15 protein-coding genes and 1 pseudogene are annotated in these 18,989 nt (G+C 68.8%); 8 read left to right on the forward strand and 8 right to left on the reverse strand.

Annotated features, from left to right (window positions below; genetic code table 11):
• Positions 1–205: 205 nt before the first annotated feature.
• Positions 206–2,374 (forward strand): TonB-dependent siderophore receptor, encoded by a 2,169-nt coding sequence (locus AC0KUR_RS08025; protein WP_473375655.1) that lies wholly within the window; start codon positions 206–208, stop codon positions 2,372–2,374.
• 22 nt (positions 2,375–2,396) lie between these two features.
• Here AC0KUR_RS08025 and AC0KUR_RS08030 read toward each other — a convergent pair whose 3' ends face one another.
• From AC0KUR_RS08030 to AC0KUR_RS08040, 3 genes and pseudogenes are all read right to left on the reverse strand, one after another.
• Complete coding sequence (locus AC0KUR_RS08030) at positions 2,397–4,322, reverse strand: SMP-30/gluconolaconase/LRE-like region family protein (RefSeq protein WP_473375656.1); 1,926 nt, start codon at positions 4,320–4,322, stop codon at positions 2,397–2,399.
• Positions 4,323–4,768: 446 nt separating this feature from the next.
• Positions 4,769–5,205: pseudogene (locus AC0KUR_RS08035) on the reverse strand (GFA family protein).
• Positions 5,206–5,302: 97 nt separating this feature from the next.
• Complete coding sequence (locus tag AC0KUR_RS08040) at positions 5,303–6,496, reverse strand: porin (RefSeq protein WP_034190589.1); 1,194 nt, start codon at positions 6,494–6,496, stop codon at positions 5,303–5,305.
• A gap of 304 nt (positions 6,497–6,800) precedes the next feature.
• On the opposite strand from AC0KUR_RS08040, the gene AC0KUR_RS08045 reads away from it, so the two are divergent.
• The 4 genes from AC0KUR_RS08045 to AC0KUR_RS08060 all read left to right on the forward strand — a co-directional run bounded on the left by AC0KUR_RS08045 (position 6,801) and on the right by AC0KUR_RS08060 (position 9,483).
• On the forward strand, positions 6,801–7,433 hold the full coding sequence (locus AC0KUR_RS08045; RefSeq protein ID WP_226230305.1) for a LysE family translocator: 633 nt from the start codon (positions 6,801–6,803) through the stop codon (positions 7,431–7,433).
• Positions 7,434–7,445: 12 nt separating this feature from the next.
• Entirely contained in the window at positions 7,446–7,982 is a 537-nt protein-coding gene (locus tag AC0KUR_RS08050) for a GNAT family N-acetyltransferase (protein ID WP_049035485.1), read from the forward strand.
• 100 nt (positions 7,983–8,082) lie between these two features.
• On the forward strand, positions 8,083–8,817 hold the full coding sequence (locus AC0KUR_RS08055; RefSeq protein WP_049035484.1) for a metallophosphoesterase family protein: 735 nt from the start codon (positions 8,083–8,085) through the stop codon (positions 8,815–8,817).
• Positions 8,818–8,871: 54 nt separating this feature from the next.
• Complete coding sequence (locus AC0KUR_RS08060) at positions 8,872–9,483, forward strand: alpha/beta fold hydrolase (RefSeq protein ID WP_034190593.1); 612 nt, start codon at positions 8,872–8,874, stop codon at positions 9,481–9,483.
• Between the two features lie 84 nt (positions 9,484–9,567).
• On the opposite strand, the gene AC0KUR_RS08065 is transcribed toward AC0KUR_RS08060, so the two are convergent.
• Positions 9,568–10,890: an ATP-binding protein gene (locus AC0KUR_RS08065; protein WP_034190594.1), complete on the reverse strand. Its 1,323-nt coding sequence runs from the start codon at positions 10,888–10,890 to the stop codon at positions 9,568–9,570.
• A complete protein-coding gene (locus AC0KUR_RS08070) occupies positions 10,887–11,627 on the reverse strand; it encodes a response regulator (protein WP_034190595.1) in 741 nt (246 codons plus the stop codon). Before AC0KUR_RS08070 ends, AC0KUR_RS08065 begins: the two co-directional genes overlap by 4 nt.
• A gap of 226 nt (positions 11,628–11,853) precedes the next feature.
• On the opposite strand from AC0KUR_RS08070, the gene AC0KUR_RS08075 reads away from it, so the two are divergent.
• The gene (locus AC0KUR_RS08075) at positions 11,854–12,435 is read left to right on the forward strand and encodes a thioredoxin family protein (protein WP_473375657.1); all 582 of its coding nucleotides are present in this window, start codon (positions 11,854–11,856) and stop codon (positions 12,433–12,435) included.
• Positions 12,436–12,497: 62 nt separating this feature from the next.
• On the opposite strand, the gene AC0KUR_RS08080 is transcribed toward AC0KUR_RS08075, so the two are convergent.
• Complete coding sequence (locus AC0KUR_RS08080) at positions 12,498–13,136, reverse strand: FMN-binding negative transcriptional regulator (RefSeq protein WP_473375658.1); 639 nt, start codon at positions 13,134–13,136, stop codon at positions 12,498–12,500.
• Between the two features lie 123 nt (positions 13,137–13,259).
• Between AC0KUR_RS08080 and pdxR the strand changes: the two genes are divergently transcribed.
• A complete protein-coding gene (pdxR, locus tag AC0KUR_RS08085; RefSeq protein ID WP_473375659.1) occupies positions 13,260–14,768 on the forward strand; it encodes a MocR-like pyridoxine biosynthesis transcription factor PdxR in 1,509 nt (502 codons plus the stop codon).
• A gap of 122 nt (positions 14,769–14,890) precedes the next feature.
• Positions 14,891–17,119 carry a penicillin-binding protein 1A gene (locus AC0KUR_RS08090; RefSeq protein WP_473375660.1) on the forward strand — a complete coding sequence of 743 codons (2,229 nt, stop codon included), beginning with the start codon at positions 14,891–14,893 and terminating at the stop codon, positions 17,117–17,119.
• Between the two features lie 55 nt (positions 17,120–17,174).
• On the opposite strand, the gene AC0KUR_RS08095 is transcribed toward AC0KUR_RS08090, so the two are convergent.
• A complete protein-coding gene (locus AC0KUR_RS08095) occupies positions 17,175–17,777 on the reverse strand; it encodes a hypothetical protein (protein WP_226104067.1) in 603 nt (200 codons plus the stop codon).
• A 97-nt stretch (positions 17,778–17,874) separates the two neighbouring features.
• Positions 17,875–18,975 (reverse strand): adenosine deaminase, encoded by a 1,101-nt coding sequence (add, locus tag AC0KUR_RS08100; RefSeq protein ID WP_473375661.1) that lies wholly within the window; start codon positions 18,973–18,975, stop codon positions 17,875–17,877.
• Positions 18,976–18,989: the final 14 nt, after the last annotated feature.

The raw sequence follows: 18,989 nt of genomic DNA on the forward strand, positions 1-18,989 counted from the left end.
CCGGCTCTCTCGTTGATTTTTACTGCGTCTGATTTTGGCCGCTACGGTAGCAGACGGTCGATGGCCCGGCAACTGGGTCCCGTGCGTTGCCGGCCATCCCATTACAATTGCAAATGATTCTCATTAAATATATCATGCGCAACCTGGCCGCAACCAAACGCCGCGGCCCGCAACACGATCCTTGGTATTCCTCCTGCCTCGATTCATGCCATCCCGTCGAACGCCTCGCCGTGCCCCGACCCAGCGTCCGTGGCGCACCCGCCTGCCTGCCCTGCTCACCCTTTGCGTCGCGAGCGGCGTGCATGCGGCCAACGCCGAACCCGTCACGCCCGCATCGACTCCCGCGACGCCAACCGAACACGAACTCCCGGCAATCAGCGTCAACGCGTCGGCAACGGCCGATCCGACGGTCGGCTATCAGCCGCGCACCACGCGCATTGCGGGCGGCGACGACCGTTCGCTGAAGGAGATTCCGCAATCGGTCGCGGTGGTCAGCAGCAGCGTGATGCAGGACCAGCAGGCGCGCTCGCTCGACGACGTGCTCGGCAACATCAGCGGCGTCACGCAGACGAACACGCTCGGCGGCACGCGCGACGCGTTCATCAAGCGCGGCTTCGGATCGAACAACGACGGCTCGGTGCTCGTCGACGGCGTGCGCACGCCGGTGCTGCACAGCTATCTCGCGACGATCGATCGCGTCGAAGTGCTGAAAGGGCCCGCGTCGCTGCTGTACGGGATGCAGGATCCGGGCGGCGTGATCAACCTCGTCACGCGCAAGCCGGAAGACACGTTCGGCGGCTCGATCTCCGCGTCGCGCACGAGCCATGGCGGCAGCAGCGCGCAGTTCGACCTCACGGGCCCGCTCGGCAAGCCGGGCCAGGTCGCGGGCGGCACGCTCGCGTTCCGGCTGACCGGCGAATACGACACGAGCCGCTACTGGCGCAGCTTCGGCCGCGAACGCAATGCGCTGATCGCGCCCGCGCTGTCGTGGCACGACGCGAACACGTCGATCGACGTCAGCTACCAGTACGTCGACTACACGACGCCGTTCGATCGCGGCACCGTGCTCGTGAACGGCCAGCTCGACGATACGCTGCGTTATCGCCGCTACGAGGAAGCGTGGTCGCAAAGCAGCGGCATCCAGGAAACGCTGCGTACGCGCATCGAGCACCGCTTCTCCGACGCATGGCGTGTACGCGCGACCTACGGCTGGGGCCGCGACCGCTACGATCAGTACATTACGCGCGCCACCGCGTTCAACAGCAGGACCGGCGCGCTGACGCGCTCGTCCGACGCGAACCTGGGGCGCAACGATTCCGACCAGATCGCGACGCTCGGCCTGCTCGGCAACGTGACGCTGGCGGGGATGAACCACGCGCTCTACATCGGCGGCGAATACGAGCGGCAGCGCAGCTTCCGCGGCGACACGATCCGCGGCAAGGCGACGACCGGTTTCAATCTCTACGATCCCGTGTACGGCCTGCTCGCACCGGGCGGCACGCCCAACGCGAAGCAAAGCGATTCGCGCTCGGTCGTGCATGCGTATTCGACGATCGTTCAGGATACCGTGAAGATCTCCGACCGCCTCACGGCAGTGGGCGGGCTGCGCTGGGAAAACTGGCAGCAGGAATCGGGCATGGGGCGCCCGTTCGTGTTCGCCGACCGGTCGCGCGGCAGCGTCTGGCTGCCGCAGTTCGGGCTCGCCTATGCGCTCACGCCCGAGCTGACCGCGTATGCGAACGTGAGCCGTTCGTTCAAGCCGAACGTCGCATCGAACGTCGCGGCACCGCTCGCGCCGGAATACGGCCGCGTGCTCGAGGCCGGGCTGAAGTTCAGCCTGAAGCCCGCGATCACCGGCACGCTCGCGGTCTACCAGATCGACAAGCGCAACGTCGCGGTCACGGTCGGCGACCTCACGTCGACGATCGGTACCGCGCGCTCGCGCGGGATCGAGCTCGACGTCGCCGGGCAGATCACGCGTCACCTGAGCGTGATCGGCAGCTATGCGTATACGAACGCGAACGATCGCGACGGCAACACACCGCTCGTCAACGTCGCACGCCACACGGGCAGCCTGTTCGCGGTGTACGACACGGCCATCGCGAACCTGCCGGGCCGCTGGCGCTTCGGCGGTGGCGCGCGCCTCGTCGGCGCACGCCCCGGCGATACGGCGAACAGCTTCACGCTGCCCGGCTACGTGACCGTCGATGCGTTCGCCGCCTACGAAACGACGATCGGCAAGTTCCCGACGCGCTTCCAGCTCAACGTGAAGAACCTGCTCGACAAGACCTACTACTCGTCGAGCAACAACAACCTGATCGTCGCGGTCGGCGAACCGCGGCTCGTCACGTTGACGACGACGGTATCGTTCTGACGCAACGGGATGGCCGGCGCGGTCACGGGCGCCAGCGATAAACGACGATGTTCGACCCGTTGTAGTTGTCCTTCGTGATCACGTACTCGCCGGTCGAGCGCAGGTAGGCACGCACGCCGTACATCGAATCGACGTCGTTGCCGACGTCCATCGCCGACGTGTTCGAATTCGTCAGCGTCGTGACGAGCGCGCCGGTGTTCAGGTCGAACACGTCGATGTTCGGCACCGTGTGCACGTAGCCGACGAACAGGTAGTGGCCGGCCGCCGCGATCGATTTCGGGTTCGCGCTCGTCAGGTTGATCACCGGGTTCGGCGCGCTCGTGTTGCCGCTCTTCCAGCCGTGATAGACCTCGATGTGCCCGTTCATCGCGGTCCAGTCCCAATTGCCCGCGAGGCCCTGCGCGAGGATCATCGTGTCGCTGTCGGCCTGGTAGATGATGCGCGTGACCGGCGCGACGCCGGTCGGCACGGGCGTCGTCGTCGGCTTGCCCCACGACGGCTTGCCGGTCGCGTCGAAGCCCGTCATCGGGTAGCGCGCGATCACGTTCGATCCGTTCAGCCCGGCCCACACGTCGCCGTTGCCGTCGATGTCGAAACCGGCCGTCACCTGCAGCGTCGTGTTGAACGGCTTGCCCGGCAGCGAACCGGCCGGGATCGCGATGTAGCCGCTCGCGGTGTTGAAGTAATAGAAGTTGAAGTTGCCCGGGTTCTGGCCCGACGCGACGAGGATCCGGTTGCCGCCGACGTTCACAAGCTGGCCGAAGTGCTGGCCGCGCTGATAGTCGTTCATGTCGAGGCGCGGGTCCTTCGGGTAGGTGAACGGGTCGACCGTGTTCGCGACGAACGTGCCGCCCGCGGTGCCCGTATACACGTTGTTGCCGCTGAAGAACAACGTGCCGTCCGTCACCGGATCGGGCGCGGCGATTCCCTCGAAGTTCAACGCCTGCAGCTTCCATTGCAGCGTGCCGACCGGGCTGTACGAATGCAGATCGGTGCTGCCGTTGCGGCCGAGATCCCAGCCGCCGCCCCACGCGTTGTTCAGCACGTACAGGTTGCCGGCCGCATCCTTGCCGAGCGCCGCGACGCGCGTGAAGCGCTTGTCGCCGACCTGCCCCTTGATGCCCGTCGTCGTGTCGAGATAACCGCCCTGCACGCCGAACGTGCCGACCTGCACCGGCATCCCGGGCAGCCCGCCGTACACCTTGATGTTCATGTCGGGCCCTTCGTCGCCCACCATCAGCTGGCCCATCGACGCATCGAAGTACAACGACGCCGGCCGCGCGCCGGCCGCCATCTGAAGCGTGTTCATCGCCGCCCCGGCCGCGCTGAACTGCGCGACGACACCCGCGCTCTTGCGCGCGACCCACAGATTGCCGGCCGCATCGAGCGCCAGCGCGCCCGGCCCCGATACGCCGATGTCGCGCTGCCACACGCCGTCGGTCGTATAGACGCGCACGCGGTTGCCGTAGAAGTCGCTCACGTACAGCAGGTTGCCGCCCGTCGCGAGGCCCGTGATCACGTCCGCGTACTGGATGCCCGTCCACGTGCTGACCGGGATGCGCAGGTCGCGCTGGTTCGAGCTTCGGTTGTAGCGCCCCACCGAGCCGCTGCCGAACGTGCGGTTGTAGCCGAGCGCGACGAACAGCGACGTGGCATTGCCGGTGATCGCTCCGCCCTGGAATTCGTCGTGGATGCCGATCGTGCCGAGCGGCTGGCCGTTCTGGTAGATCGCGACGCCGCCCGCGTTCTCGTCCCAGCGCGACGCCGTGTAGATCACGCCTTCGGGCGCGACCCACATCGAGCGCGCGCCGTTGCCGACGTGGGCGGCCAGCGTGCCGTACGTGTTCGCAAGCCAGTCGGTCGAGTATTGCGCCTGCGCGTGGCCCGCCGGCGCCAGCAGCGCCATGCACATTCCCAGCAACGCCGCGCGGATTTGTTTCATTGACATGAATAATGCTCCCAGACGAACAATGGTCGACACTGTAAATCGCGGCGCATGAAATATTGGTGATTCAGGCAAATGCGCATTCGCCGTTACTCCGAATTATTCACTCCACGCCTTTTGCCGTCCGGCGCTTTTTCGTCAACGATCGCAAAATCTGCAAAACCGCGCCACGACGGCCTGACGGTCACGCGATCTCGACGTATGCGCCGGCATTTTCTTCCGGGTCATCCGATACAAATGCGTCATTTTTTCTTATATGACCGTATTGCCTTTTCATCCCGGAATTCTTTTCGATTATTACAAATGGAAATTAAAATGAAAGGAGAAAAATATTATTCGACGCGATCGGCTGTTCGCGATTTCGCGCGCGGAAGGGAAAGCGGGAGGGAAAGGAGGAATGCGGCGGGAAAAACCGCGCGCCGGCCGGACCGGCACGCGGCGGCGATCGCTCAACTTGCCGGGTCGAGCGTCAGGCCGCCCCAGCCGTCGACGTATTTCGGCAGCGCGTCGGCGACGTCGATCACGCGTGGCCCGTAGAACAGGGGCATCGACGGTTGCAAGTGGTCCGGCAGCGGCCCGCCATGCGCACGCGCGGTCAAGCTGTTCGGCACGACGCGCATGCCGGGCCGGTTCGTCCCGAACACGATCTCGCCGCGCGATGCGCACCACGCCCGTGACATCGACATCGACATCAACGGATGCGGGAACGTCGCGTGACCGCCGTCGATCGTCACCTGCTCCGGCGGCCATGCAGTAGCCGACAGCATCGGCGTGCCGTAAAAATCGCGGCACGTCGCGCAATGACAGTTCGCGCGCGCCGCCGGCTCGCCGCACAGCGTGACCGTCACGGCACGCACAGGCAGCGCGCGGAAAGCGTTCGGGTCATGTCGTCTCCTCGAAAAGGGAGGCGACGGTATAGGAGCATGCCGGCAACGATGCCCGCAGCAGCAGCACGCCCCGTTGCACGCGCAACGATCGCCGCGTCAGAACTTCTGGCGCAGCCCGAGGCTCACGATCGCCTGCGATCGCGAATCGGACGAATGACCGTTCGCCTTGTCCGACACCGACGCGGTCGCGGCCACCGGCCGGCCGAGTGCGTCGAGCGTCGTGCCGGACGCATGCTGGTACGCGCCGAGCAGGTACACGCTGGTGCGCTTCGACAGGTCGTACACGGCGCCGAGCGTGACGTTGTGATACTGCGCACGGTTGTCGATGCCGTCGACGTCGCTGCCGCGCGTGTAGCTGTAGCCGGCAAACAGCTGCGTCTGCGGCTGCACGTTCCAGCGCGTGAACACGCCGGCGACGTTGAACGTCGCATGCCCGGAGAACAGCGACTGCGCGCCGCCGCGGTACTGCACGTTGCTGTAGTTCACGCCGACGACGGCCGGGCCGAAGTCGTACGTCGCCCCCGTCGCGATCACCTGCTGCGATTGCGCGCTCGCATAACCTTCGTTGATCGACGAATTGAACAGGCCGTCGTCGGTGCTCTGCCACTTGCCGGCCGTCGGGTCGGTCGCGCCCGTCTTGCTGTTGTCCGAGCGCTCGTAGCCGACGCCGACGCGCAGCGGGCCAGCCGCGTACGCGGCGCCGACGCTCCACGTGTTGCGCTGCTTCATGCTCCCCGGCTGGCCGCCGAAGCCGTACAGCGCGCCGAACGTGAAGCCCGAGTAGTTCGCGCTCGTGTACTTGATCGAGCTGTCGACGCGGGCGGTCTGGTCGAGATCGTCGATGTCGCCCGGGTGCGCGCCGAAGCCGCCGATGAACGACGATGGGCCGACCGGGCTCACGAAATCGTCGAGCGACGTGTACTGACGGCCGAGCGTGATCGTGCCGTAGCGGTCGCTGCCGACGCCGACGAACGCCTGGCGGCCGAACTGGCGGCCGCCCTGGCCCGACGTGCCGTTCGCGATGTCGAAGCCGTTCTCGAGCACGAACAGCGCGCGCATGCCGCCGCCGAGATCCTCGGAACCCTTGATGCCCCAGCGGCTGCCGGACAGGTTGCCGGTCGTGAGACCGACGCTCGAATGGCCGGTGTACGCCCCCGCCGAGCCAACCCGTTCGTTGCTGCGGTAGGTCACGCCCGCGTCGACGATGCCGTACAGCGTGACGGAGCTTTGCGCGGCGGCGATACCCGCGAGCGAGAGCAGCAGCGGCGCTGCGATCAGTTGCTTGTTCATGATGTTATGTCTCCGGGCGTCGAACCCGTTGTTCTGGCTGACTGTTGCGAGTAGCGCGCACGGGCGCCGACATCCGCCGGCGGTGCGAGGCCGGCCGCGTCCGCGCGCGACGACGCGGCGGGCATGCCCGCTGCGGCCGCCATGGTAGTTGGAACCGGTTCCGACCCAAAGCGGAATAATGACAACAGTTTTTTGCCAAAATCGAGATAGTCGCGACACGGCCGTCGTTGATCGCTGCCGCGCCTGTACAGCACGGGGCGGCGCCCCCGATAATCGAACGCACCCTTTCCCCAGGAGTGCCGTCATGCATGAAACGACCCTGCTGATCTTCGCCGCCGTCGCGTTCGTCGGCATCGCGACACCCGGCCCGACCGTGCTGCTCGCGCTGACCAACGGCTCGCGTTACGGCGTGCGCCGCGCGGCCTATGGCTTCGCGGGCGCGATGCTGTCCGATGTCGTGCTGATCGTCGCGGTCGCGCTCGGCCTCGGCGCGCTGCTGATGGCATCGGCGTTCTGGTTCTCGGTGGTGAAATGGCTCGGCGCCGCGTACCTCGCGTATGTCGGCATCCGGCTGCTGATGTCGAAGGGTTCGCTCGACGTCGCCGCCGCGTCCGCCGGCGCGGCGCCCGATCGCAACGCGTCGATCTTCGCGAAGAGCTTCCTGACCGCTGTCACGAATCCGAAGGGCTATCTGTTCTTCTCCGCGTTCCTGCCGCAGTTCCTCGATCCGTCCGCGCCGCTCGCGCCGCAGTACGTCGCGCTCGCGGTCACGTTCGCGCTGCTCGACGGCGCGGTGATGTTCGGCTACGCGCTGCTCGGCGCCCGCGCGGTGCGGCTGCTGAAACGCGCGGGCGCGCTGTGGCTCGAACGCTCGTGCGGCGCGATGCTGCTCGCGCTCGCCGGGTCGCTCGCGCTGTACCGGCGCCATGCGGCATAGAAGCCGGTTGCGATGAAAATCGATCGACCGCCCCGCTCCGGCTTCCCCGGCCTGTCGCTCCGGCAACTCGACCGCGCGGACCTCGACGCGTGGTACGCGTACCTGTCCAACCCCGACGTCTTCCGCCACACGAGCTGGAACCTGCGCGCACCCGACGATCTGCTGCCGCTGTTCGACAACATCGAATCGGCCGACCCGGATTCGATCCGGCGTCTCGCGATCGTCGACACCGCATCGGGCACGCTCGCCGGGACGGTCGGGCTGCATACGGTGTCCACCGTGAACCGCTCGGCGGAGATCGCGTACGACCTCGCGCCGTCGCACTGGGGGCGCGGCATCGCGAGCGCCGTGTGCGAAGCCGTCACCGCATGGGCGTTCACCACGGGCGGCTTCATGCGGATGCAGGCCGTCGTGCTGACCAGCAACGCGGGCTCCGCGCGCGTGCTGCAGAAGTGCGGCTACCGCTACGAAGGACTGTTGCGCGCCTACAAGATGGTGCGCGGCACGCCGGGCGATTTCGCGATGTACGCGCGCCTCGCGACCGACTGACGCACCGTACGCGGCATCGCGCGCCGGTGCCATGATGCGATTGTTGGACGACCCGCGCCGAATTGGCGACAATCGCCGTTCCCCTCATCGACGCTCCGCCATGAAGATCGCCGCGCTTTCCGACATCCACGGCAACCTCGCCGCGCTCGACGCGGTGCTCGACGACGTCCGCCGCCGCGGCGCCGACGTGATCGTCAATCTCGGCGACATCGTGTCGGGCGCGCTCCATCCGGCCGAAACGGCCGACCGCCTGATCGCGCTCGATCTGCCGACCATCAAGGGCAATCACGAGCGGCAGTTGCTCACCTGCGACCGCGCAGCGATGCGGCTGTCCGATCGCTGGGCGCACGACACGCTGCGCGACGACCAGCTCGACTGGATCGCCGCGCTGCCCGAACGCATGATGCTCGACGACGACGTATTGATGGTGCACGGCACGCCGGCCAGCGATCTCGTCTACTTCCTCGAGACGGTCACGCCCGACGGCTGCCGCGCGGCCACGCCCGACGAAGTCGCGCGGCGCGCGGGCCACGAAGCGGCGTCGCTGATCCTGTGCGGCCACACGCACGTGCCGCGTACCGCGAAGCTCGACGACGGCCGGCTGATCGTCAACCCGGGCAGCGTCGGGCTGCAGGCGTACGAGGACGACCTGCCGCATCCGCACCGCATCGAAACAGGCTCGCCGCATGCGCGCTACGCGATGGTGTCGCGCACGGCGGCCGGCTGGAGCGTCGAATTCCATGCGGTCGAATACGACTGGCACACGGCCGCCGTCACCGCGGCCTCGCGCGGGCGCGACGACTGGACCGTCGCGCTGCGCACCGGCCGGTGCTGAGACGCACGCGCCGCGCCGCCCTGCTTCACGTCCCTTTCAGGAAAACCGAACGCCATGCCCGTTCCGTCGCAACTGCTCTTCCTGCCCGGCGCATCGGGCAGCACCGCTTTCTGGCAGCCGCTGGCCGGCCTGCTCACGCATCCGGCCGAACGGCGCATCGTCGCCTATCCGGGCTTCGGCGACACGCCGCGCGATCCGGCCGTCGACGATTTCGACGGCCTCGTGCGCGATGTCCTCGAGAAGATCGACCGGCCGACCGCCGTGATCGCCCAGTCGATGGGCGGCGTGATCGCGATGCGCGCGGCGCTCGACAAGCCCGGGCTCGTCACGCACCTCGTGCTGACGGTCACGTCCGGCGGGCTCGACATGGAAGGGCTCGGTGCGCAGGACTGGCGGGCCGGCTTCGCCGAAGCGAACCCGCAGTTGCCCGACTGGTTCCTGACGTTCCGCGCGGACTTCTCGCGGGACATCGGCCGCATCGCACAACCGACGCTGCTGCTGTGGGGCGACGACGATCCGATCAGCCCCGTCGCGGCCGGCCGGCGCCTGCTCGAACGGCTGCCCGATGCGCGGCTGCATGTCGTGGCGGGCGGCCGGCACGACCTCGCGGCCGTGCATGCGCAAGCGCTCGCCCCGCTCGTCGACGCGCATCTGCAGCGCACGTAACGTCGCGCGCGCCGGCATCCGCTTCCATCCACGCTTCAGCTTCGGCGCGCACCCGGCACCGCGACGCTCACGCGCCGCGTCGGCTCACCCCGCGCGCCTCAGCGTGAGCCGTGCTTCGAGCCCGCCGCCATCGGGCCGGTTGTTCAGCGTCAGCGTGCCGCCCATCGCGAGCGCGAGTTGCTTCGCGATCGCCAGACCCAACCCCGTGCCGCCCGTGTCGCGGTTGCGCGACGTCTCCACGCGCCGGAACGGCTCGAATACCGCGTCGAGCTGATCGGCCGGAATGCCGGGCCCGCGGTCGAGCACGGCAATCACCGCGCCGCCGTCCGGCGCGGCCTGCACGTCGATCTCGGCCGCGCCCGCGAACTTCAGCGCGTTGTCGACGAGGTTGCCCACGATGCGGCGCAGCGCCTTCGGCCGCGTGACGAGCGCGAGCGGCGCGCGGCTGTGCAGCGCGACGTCCTGTCCCGCATCCGTGTAGTCGCACACGATGCTGTCGAGCAGCGCGTCGAGATCGATGCGGCGCGCGGCTTCCTCGGTGCCGTGCAGCGTCCGCGCGTACGCGACGCCCTCCTTCACCAGGTGCTCCATCTCGATCAGGTCCTGGCGCAGCTTCGCGCCCTGCGTGTCGTCGTCCATCACGTCGACCCGCAGCCGCATGCGCGTGATCGGCGTCTGCAGGTCGTGCGAGATCGACGCGAGGATCTGCATGCGCTCGGCCATGTACTGCGCGATGCGGTCCTGCATCGCGTTGAATGCCCGGGCGGCACGCGCGACCTCCGACGGCCCGCCTTCGTCCAGCCGCTCGCCCTTCAGGTCGGGGCCGAGCGCGTCGGCGGCCTGCGCGAGCTGCTTGAGCGGCCGCGTCGCGAGCCGCACCGCGAGCCAGCAGCACGCGGCCAGCACCGCGAGCTGCAGCACGAGCACGACCGGCAGCCAGCCCGACAGCGGCACCGTCGACATCGGATGAATGTCGATCGTCAGCGGCGACCCGTCGGTCAGGCGCAGGTGCACCTGCAGATGTTCGCGATCGCCGGGGATCGCGTTCGCGGTCAGCGGGTAGTCGCCGCCGATGCCGTCCGAGATCGAACGCTCGACGCGCGCCGACAGCCGCGCTTCCGGCGGCGTGCCCGTCTCGCCGGGCCCGAGGATGAACGCATAGCTGCGCCGCGCGAGACGCGGCAGCCACGCGGCGCGCTCGGCCGGCGGCAAGTGGTCGAGCAGCGCGACCGAACTCGCGACCTCGCGCTCGATATAGCCCATCATCAGGTTGGTGGTCGCCTGGTCGCGCTCGGTGACGGTGAGCCAGAACGACAGCGTCTGCGCGAGCGCGAGGCCCACGCACAGGATCAGCGCGAGCCGCGCGAACAGCGAGCGCGGCCAGTGCCACGGCGTACGCGCGCTCATGGCGTACCGTCGACGGCGGTCACGGCCGACGAGAACACGTAGCCCTCGTTACGCAGCGTCTTGATGTAGCGCGGTTCGCGCGCGCCGTCGCGCAGCCGCTGGCGCAACCGGCTCACGAGCAGGTCGATCGAGCGGTCGAACGGGTCGGACTGCCGCCCCTGCGTGAGGTTGAGCAACTGGTCGCGCGTCAGCACGCGCTGCGGGTTGTCGAGGAACACGCGCAGCAGCCGGTATTCGGCGCCGCTCAGCGCGACCAGCGTGCCTTCGGCGTCGAGCAGGTGGCGCCCGGTCGTGTCGAGCCGCCATTCGCCGAACGCGAGCATCTCGGCCGTTTCCGTCACCTGCATGCCGGGCGGCAGCATGCGCGCGCGGCGCAGCACCGAGCGGATCCGCGCGAGCAGTTCGCGCACCGCGAACGGCTTGGCCAGGTAATCGTCGGCGCCCATCTCGAGGCCGATGATGCGGTCGGTTTCCTCGCCGCGCGCGGTCAGCATCAGCACGGGTACCGTGCGGAACTTGCCGGCCCGCAGGTCGCGGCACAGCGTGAGACCGTCCTCGCCCGGCATCATCAGGTCGAGCACGATCAGATCGGGCGCGCCGTCGTCCAGCACGTTGCGCATCTCGCGGCCGTTCGCGGCCAGCGACACGCGCATGCCGTTCTTCTCCAGGTAGTCCGCGATCAGTTCGCGGATCGCGCGATCGTCGTCGACGATCAGCACGTGGTCGATCTTGTCCATGAGTCGTGGTCGGTGTCGTGGTTCGGGCAGGCGATGTCCGCTGTTATACCGCATGGCAGGCGCGCGTTTGTATCCCAATGTATCGCGCGGCCGCGGCGACACACAACATTGCACACGCGCCGCCGGCCGGACACATCGCGGATACGTCGGCGCCGCCTAATGGGGCCTGTCGAAACCCGTCCGGCCGCCGCCGTCCAGCCGCGGCCACCCCGCTCAGGAGAACGCCATGCTGCCCCGACTCAAGACCGCCGCCATCGTCATCGCCCTCGCCGCCACGGCCGGGCTCGCCGCCTTCGGCGGCACCCGCGACGATGCGGGCATGCCGGCGTCGCTGGCCGGCACGCCGGCCCCCGATTTCACCGGCATCGACCGCTGGCACAACAGCGCGCCGCTGACGCTCGGCCAGTTGCGCGGCAAGGTCGTGCTCGTCGATTTCTGGACGTACTCGTGCATCAACTGCATTCATACGATTCCGTACGTGAAGGAATGGGACCGGAAGTATCGCGACCAGGGGCTCGTCGTGGTCGGCGTGCACACGCCCGAATATCCGTTCGAACGCGATGCGAAGAACGTCGCCGAGGCGGTCAAGCGCTTCGGCATCTCGTACCCGGTCGCACAGGACAACCGCTACGACACGTGGCGCGCATACGGGAACCAGTACTGGCCCGCGCTGTACCTGATCGATGCGAACGGCAAGGTCGTCTATACGCGCTATGGCGAAGGCGGGTACGACAAGACCGAGGCCGCGATCCGCGGGGCGCTCGCGCAGGCCGGCACACCGGCGAAGGATGCGACGCGCACGCAGTGACCGGCGCGGCGGGCGCGGCGCGCATCTGCACATGCGTGCACGCCCGTCATGCGCTCACTCGCTCACGTGCGTTTCGCGTCCGCCGCCGCGAGCATCGCCTCGCCGATCGCGAGGTTGCCGTCCGCGATCAGCGCTTCACCGGCGCCCCGGATATCGGCCCCGGCCTTGTTCTGCCCGAGCTTGCGCTTGCCGACGAGCCGCGTGATCTCGATCCGCAGCCCGACGATCGACTGCACCATCGTGTCGATGTAGTCCTTCGGCGCGTCGCCCATCTTCCACGGCACCGGCTGCGACGCCTCGTGCGTGCGCGTCAGCCGCGCGACCACGCCGCGCACGAACTTCTCGTCGTCGCGCACCGTGATGCGGCCGTGCGCATGCACGACCACGTAGTTCCACGTCGGCACTTGCCGGTGCGCGACGTGCTTGCTCGGGTACCAGTTCGGCGAGATGTACGCGTCGCCGGCGCGGAAAATCACGAGCACCTCGTCGCCGTCCGCGACGTCCCGCCAGACCGGATTCGCGCGGGCGACGTGCGCATGCAGTTCGCCGAGCCCGCCATCGTCGGGCAACAGCTCGAACGGCAGGTGGTTCGCGTCGAGCCCGTTCTTGCCCTGCGTGATCAGGCTGCCGAACGGACGCTGCACGATCAGCTCGCGCAGCGCGTCGGGATCGGGCTCGTTGAAATCGGCGGGGACGTACATGTCGGCTCCACGGTCGAACGGGATGGGAAATGGCGCGGGCGCAGGCCCGTCATGCGGCGATTGTGACGCCAAACTGGTTTATGCTGTAGAGCCGGTTTGGAACAATTTCAGCAGACCAGAATCATGGCAAGAACGGCCCGGATCGTCGAAATCCCGTCGCTCGGCACGCTCGACCGCGCGGCCGGCGACCTGAGCCGTCAGCTCGCGCAGGCGCTGCGCGACGCCGTGCGGCGCGGCGACGTCCGGCCGGGCGACGCGCTGCCGTCCACGCGGCTGCTGGCGGCGGCGCTGCAGCTTGCGCGCGGCACGGTGGTCGATGCGTACGCGCAGCTCGTCGCCGAGGGCTTTCTCGAGTCGCGCGGCGGCGCGGGCACGCGGGTCGCGAACGCGCTCGCGGAACCGCCGTCCGGCGACGCGCCCGCACCGCCCGCGCGACGCCAGCGCCCGACGCACGCCGGCCTGCCCGAGCCCGCCGCCACCTTCGCGCGGATCGCCCGCGAATTCAGCCCGCTGCCGGCCATGCCGTTCGCGATCTCGGTGCCGGTCGGCCTCACCGCCCCCGACGACATCTGGCGCCGGCTCGGCAACCGCCTGCGCGCCCGCGGCGCCGGTGCGCCGTCCGGCTATGCCGATCCGCAGGGCGCGCTGCCGCTGCGCGAAGCGATCGCCGACTACGTGCGCCGGTCGCGCTCGGTGCGCTGCGATGCCGGCCAGGTCGTGATCACGAGCGGTACGCAGCAGGGGCTGCATCTCGCGCGCCAGGTGCTGCTCGGCGACAACGACCGCGCATGGGTCGAGAATCCCGCCTATCGCGGCATCACCGCGCTGCTCGAAAGCACCGGGCGGCGCGACGCGATGGTGCGCGTGCCGGTGGACGCCGACGGCCTCGACGTCGACGCCGGCATGCGGCTCGCGCCGGAGGCGCGCGCCGCGTTCGTCACGCCGTCGCACCAGTACCCGCTCGGCATGCCGTTGAGCATGGCGCGGCGCAACGCGCTGCTCGCCTGGGCGCGCGCGCAGCGCGCGTGGGTCGTCGAAGACGACTACGACAGCGAGCTGCGCTATGAAGGCTACCCGTTCCCGTCGCTGCAAGGGCTCGCCCCCGATCGTGTGATCTACCTCGGCACGTTCAGCAAGATCCTGTTTCCGTCGCTGCGGCTCGGCTACGTGATCGCGCCCGAGGATCTCGTGCCCGCGTTCTGCGGCGCGCGCGTGCTGATGGATCGCCATGCGCCGACCGCCGATCAGCACGTGCTGGCCGCCTTCATCGCGGAAGGCCATCTCGACCGCCACATCCGCCGTGTGCGCGGCGTGTATGCGGAACAGCGCACGCTGCTGATCGACACGCTCGGCGCGCGGCTGCCACGCGAACGCGCGTGGGTGCAGCCGGGCGACCAGGGCATGCACGTCGTGCTGTGGCTTGCCGAAGGCATCGACGATCTCGACGTGGTCGCCCGTGCCGCGCAGGCCGGCGTCGCGGTGCGCGCGGTGTCGCCGATGTTCGCGCCCGGCACGGCCCGCCCGGGGCTCGTGCTCGGCTTCGGCGGGTTCGACCGCGCGCAGATGGAAGCCGCCGCGCAACGGCTCGCGGACGTGGTTTCGTCGGCGCAATCGCGGCCGCGCGCACCTTAAAAGGTTGTCGGCGGGCAACAAACGTAATCGTCTGTAAATCCTGCAAGCAAACGGCCGTTTCTGCCGCCGGCGTGCGGGCGCCGTTTGCTAGGATCGCGCGTCTTCCATCCGCCCTTGCCGCCTTGAATCGCTTCGTGCCGTTTCTCCGAGATGCGTGGCTCCGTTGCCGCGCCCGTGTCGCACCGCTCGCCGCCGCCTGCCGCGCGCGCCTGCGCACGCTGTGCGCGGCCGTGCTGCATCGCCTGCGCCATCCGACGCGGCGCGGCGTGGCGCTGACGCTCGCCGCGATACCGGTGCTGGGCCTGCTGGTCCTGCTCGCGTTCGTCCCGTTCACGCCGAGCATCGGCGACATCCGCAAGGCGCGCATCGACCGCCCGGCGCGTGTGCTGTCCGCCGACGGCCAGCTGATCGCCGAGTTCCGGCCCGTGAACCGCGAATGGGTGCCGCTCAAGCAGATCTCGCCGCACATGGTCGACGCGCTGATCGCGACCGAGGACCATCGCTTCTATTCGCATCACGGCATCGACTTGCGCCGCACGCTCGCCGCCGGGCTGCATACCTTCTCGGGCAACCGCCAGGGCGGCTCGACGATCACGCAGCAGCTCGCACGCAACCTGTATCCGGACGAAGTCGGCCGCGCGCCGACGCTCACGCGCAAGGTGAAGGAGCTGATCACCGCGTTCAAGATCGAATCGGTGTACAGCAAGGACGAGATCCTCGAAACCTACCTGAACACGGTGCCGTTCCTGTACAACGCGTACGGCGTCGAAATGGCCGCGCGCACCTACTTCGGCAAGTCGGCGGACCAGCTCGACATCGCGGAAAGCGCGACGCTCGTCGGGATGCTGAAGGGCAACAGCTACTACAACCCGGTGCTGAATCCGGAGCGCGCGGTCCAGCGGCGCAACATCGTGCTCGGCCGGATGGCGCAGATGGGCATGCTCACGCCGCCGCAGCTCACGAAACTGCAGCGCCAGCCGCTGCGCGTCGACTTCGAACCGCAGACGGCGCAGCCGAGCCTCGCGCCGCACTTCGCGGTACAGCTGCGCAAGTGGCTGATCGCGTGGGCCGACCGCAACAACTACGATCTCTACGCCGACGGCCTCGTCGTGCGCACGACGCTCGATGCGCAATTGCAGGACATGGCCACGCAGGCGCTGACGCGGCAGACCGAGCGGCTGCAGGCGGTCGCCGACGGCGCATGGCGCGGCCCGTCCGGCTGCGGGTTGCGCAACGACCTGTTCCGCGGCTTCATCCGCCAGACGCCCGAGTATCGCCAGGCCCGCGACACCGGGCTCGCCGACGTGCCGGCGCTGAAGCAGCTCGGCGCCAACCGCGCGTTCATGCGCGCGCTGTGCGAACGCAAGACGCAGGTGCAGGCCGGTTTCGTCGCGATCGATCCGCGCAACGGCGCGATCCGCGCGTGGGTCGGCAGCCCCGATTTCGGCAGCGAGCCGTTCGACCACGTCTTCCAGGCGCGGCGCCAGCCGGGTTCGACCTTCAAGCCGTTCGTCTATGGCGCGGCGTTCGCGGACGGCATGCGGCCCGACGATACGTTCGTCGATCGTCCCGTCGCGATTCCGGTCGACGGGCGCGCCGTGTGGCGCCCGACCGATGCGGAACCGCCGACCGGCGAGCCGATGACGCTGCGTGACGCGCTCGCGCTGTCGCGCAACCGCGTCACCGCGCAGGTGATGCAGCACGAAGGCGCCGCGAAGGTCGCGCAGCTGGCGCGCGCGATGGGCGTGCGCGACAGCCCGCTCGATGCGGTGCCGTCGCTCGCGCTCGGCACGAGCCCCGTGACGCTGAAGGAGATGGTGTCCGCATACGGCACGATCGCGAACCGCGGCGTGTACGTCGCGCCGCAGATGATCACGCGCATCGAGGACCGCGACGGCAAGGTGCTGGCCGCGTTCGGCAGCGCGCAGCCCGAACGCGCGCTGCCGGCGCCGGCCGCGCAGACGCTCGTCGACGTGATGCGCGACGTCGTCGATCGCGGCACCGGCGCCGACATCCGGTCGCGCTACGGGATCCGTGTCGACGTCGCCGGCAAGACGGGCACGACGCAGGACAACGCGGACGGCTGGTTCATCCTGATGCATCCGCAGCTCGTGGCCGGCGCGTGGGTCGGCTTCGACGACGGCAGCGTGACGCTGCGCAGCGACTACTGGGGCGCGGGCGCGCACAGTGCGCTGCCGATCGTCGGCTCGTTCTACGAGGCGGCGCTGCGGGCGCGCGCGATCGATCCGCACGCGCAGTTCTCGCCCGATTTCCGGCCACGCAGCGCGCCCGCGCCGAGACGGCGCGTGCAGCATCCGGGCCTGTTCGACTGGCTGAGATTCTTCCGCTGATCGCGGCGCCCGCGGCCCGTTTTACCGGCGCGTCGTCAGCGCCCGGCGACCGGCGTCACGGCGCCGGCGGCGACTCGCCGCTGCGCGCGACCGGATGAAGCTCGATGCCGTCGACCTGAAAGCCTTGCACGATCAGCAGCAGGACGCCCGTGGTCGAATGCTTCGTCGTGAAACTGCTGCCGGTGATCGACGTGACCTGATAGGGCGAGCCGATCGGCATCCGGATCAGTTGGCCGCCCGGCACGTCGAGCACGCACGCGTCGGCGGGCGGCTTCTCCGGACCGTCCATGTCGAGCTCCGCCACCTGCGCCGGGGCCGTTTCGACGCTCCAGCGGCCGGCTTCACGCGCGCGCAGCACGAAGTCGTCACCCGCCTTCTCGACGCGCAGGGTCGCGGGTTTGCCGGCGGCCCGCGCGTAATCGCCGAGCAGCCCATCGCAGGCACTGCCGGCTCGCGCGGACAGCGAGACGCACAACATCAGACAGAAAACGGGAATGCGCACGGCGGGCCTCTCAGCGTTCGTATTGTTGTCGGAATGCCGGCGCGGGCGCGCGCGGCGGCGGCGACACGATCGGGCGCCGCCGGGCGCCAATATAGCGAACGCGACCGAGGTATGCCAGCCCGCGGCGCACAGCGGCCCGGGAAGACGCCGGGACACGTGCGCGGCATCCTGCTTCGGCCGGGCACGGCCTGAACCCATCCGGACGAAGCGCCGACCGGTCGAGCTACCGGCCGAACAGCGTGCGCGCGCGTACTCAGCCCGCCGCGAGCGTGGCGGCCAGCGCGTCGAACTCCGGCGCCCATGCGGCGCGCCACGCAGCCTTCGTCACGTCATCGACCCACGCGCCGTCGATCCCGTTCAGCATGAACTGCTTCAGGTCGGCCACGGTGAAGCCGAAATGGCTGAGCATCAGTTCCCACGCTTCGCTCGGATTGACCTTGTGAAGCGTCGGGTCGTCGGTGTTCGGATGGATCTTCAGCCCGAGGCCCGGCATCTTGCGCATCGGATGCCGTTCCGCCCATTGCTCCGGCGGCAGCGTGCGCAGATAGTACGAATTCGTCGGCACGACGGTGAAGACGATCCCGCGCTCCGCATAGCGCGCACACAGGTCGGGGTTGTCGACGATCGTATAGCCGTGATCGACGCGATCGACCTGCAGCAGATCGACGGCCGTCTCGACGTTGCGCCACGGCATCCCGAACTCGCCCGCGTGCGCGGTCGTGCGGAAACCGGCCGCACGTGCATTGCGGTACGCCTTCCAGAACAGTTCCGGCGGCCGGTCGTTCTCGCGATAGTCGATGCCGACCCCCGCGACTTCGTCCGCGCGATTCGCCTTCATCCACTCGACGATTTCGACCGCCTCGTCGGGATCCTGCTCGCGGTCGATGCTCGGGATCAGGCGCGCGCCGATCCCGAAATCGCGCGCGGCATCGCGGATCGCCGTCACGATCGCGGCCTGCGCATCGGCATACGCGATGCCCGACACGCGCACCGTACCTGTCGGATTCCAGAAGAATTCCGCATGCCGGACATGGTGCGCGGCCGCATCTTCCAGATACTCGTAAGCGATCCGCCGCAAATCGTCGGGCTGCGTGAGCAGATACTTGTCGAGCGCCCGCAGCACGTGCAGCACGCCGACCGGCTTCTCGCCGCGTGCGTAGAACGCATCGATCTCCGCGCGCTCGATCGGCGCGCCGCTGCGCGCCGCGAGCGCGACGAACGTGTCGTGCCGCACCGCGCCGAGCAGGTGGCAATGCAGCTCGACCTTCGGCAGCGCGTGGAAGAAGGCCCGGTGGGCCGGCGTGATCTCGATGCCCGTGCGCGCGGGCGGGACGTTGCCTGGTGTTCCCTTCATGTCAGTCTCTTTTT

Source organism: Burkholderia sp. YHN3-13, from assembly GCF_055810675.1.

Excerpts from the sequence above, each read along its gene's own strand:
- AC0KUR_RS08025 (WP_473375655.1), top strand. The coding sequence starts at position 206 with ATGCCATCCCGTCGAACGCCTCGCCGTGCCCCGACCCAGCGTCCGTGG.
- AC0KUR_RS08030 (WP_473375656.1), bottom strand. The coding sequence starts at position 4,322 with ATGTCAATGAAACAAATCCGCGCGGCGTTGCTGGGAATGTGCATGGCG.
- AC0KUR_RS08040 (WP_034190589.1), bottom strand. The coding sequence starts at position 6,496 with ATGAACAAGCAACTGATCGCAGCGCCGCTGCTGCTCTCGCTCGCGGGT.
- AC0KUR_RS08045 (WP_226230305.1), top strand. The coding sequence starts at position 6,801 with ATGCATGAAACGACCCTGCTGATCTTCGCCGCCGTCGCGTTCGTCGGC.
- AC0KUR_RS08050 (WP_049035485.1), top strand. The coding sequence starts at position 7,446 with ATGAAAATCGATCGACCGCCCCGCTCCGGCTTCCCCGGCCTGTCGCTC.
- AC0KUR_RS08055 (WP_049035484.1), top strand. The coding sequence starts at position 8,083 with ATGAAGATCGCCGCGCTTTCCGACATCCACGGCAACCTCGCCGCGCTC.
- AC0KUR_RS08060 (WP_034190593.1), top strand. The coding sequence starts at position 8,872 with ATGCCCGTTCCGTCGCAACTGCTCTTCCTGCCCGGCGCATCGGGCAGC.
- AC0KUR_RS08065 (WP_034190594.1), bottom strand. The coding sequence starts at position 10,890 with ATGAGCGCGCGTACGCCGTGGCACTGGCCGCGCTCGCTGTTCGCGCGG.
- AC0KUR_RS08070 (WP_034190595.1), bottom strand. The coding sequence starts at position 11,627 with ATGGACAAGATCGACCACGTGCTGATCGTCGACGACGATCGCGCGATC.
- AC0KUR_RS08075 (WP_473375657.1), top strand. The coding sequence starts at position 11,854 with ATGCTGCCCCGACTCAAGACCGCCGCCATCGTCATCGCCCTCGCCGCC.
- AC0KUR_RS08080 (WP_473375658.1), bottom strand. The coding sequence starts at position 13,136 with ATGTACGTCCCCGCCGATTTCAACGAGCCCGATCCCGACGCGCTGCGC.
- pdxR (WP_473375659.1), top strand. The coding sequence starts at position 13,260 with ATGGCAAGAACGGCCCGGATCGTCGAAATCCCGTCGCTCGGCACGCTC.
- add (WP_473375661.1), bottom strand. The coding sequence starts at position 18,975 with ATGAAGGGAACACCAGGCAACGTCCCGCCCGCGCGCACGGGCATCGAG.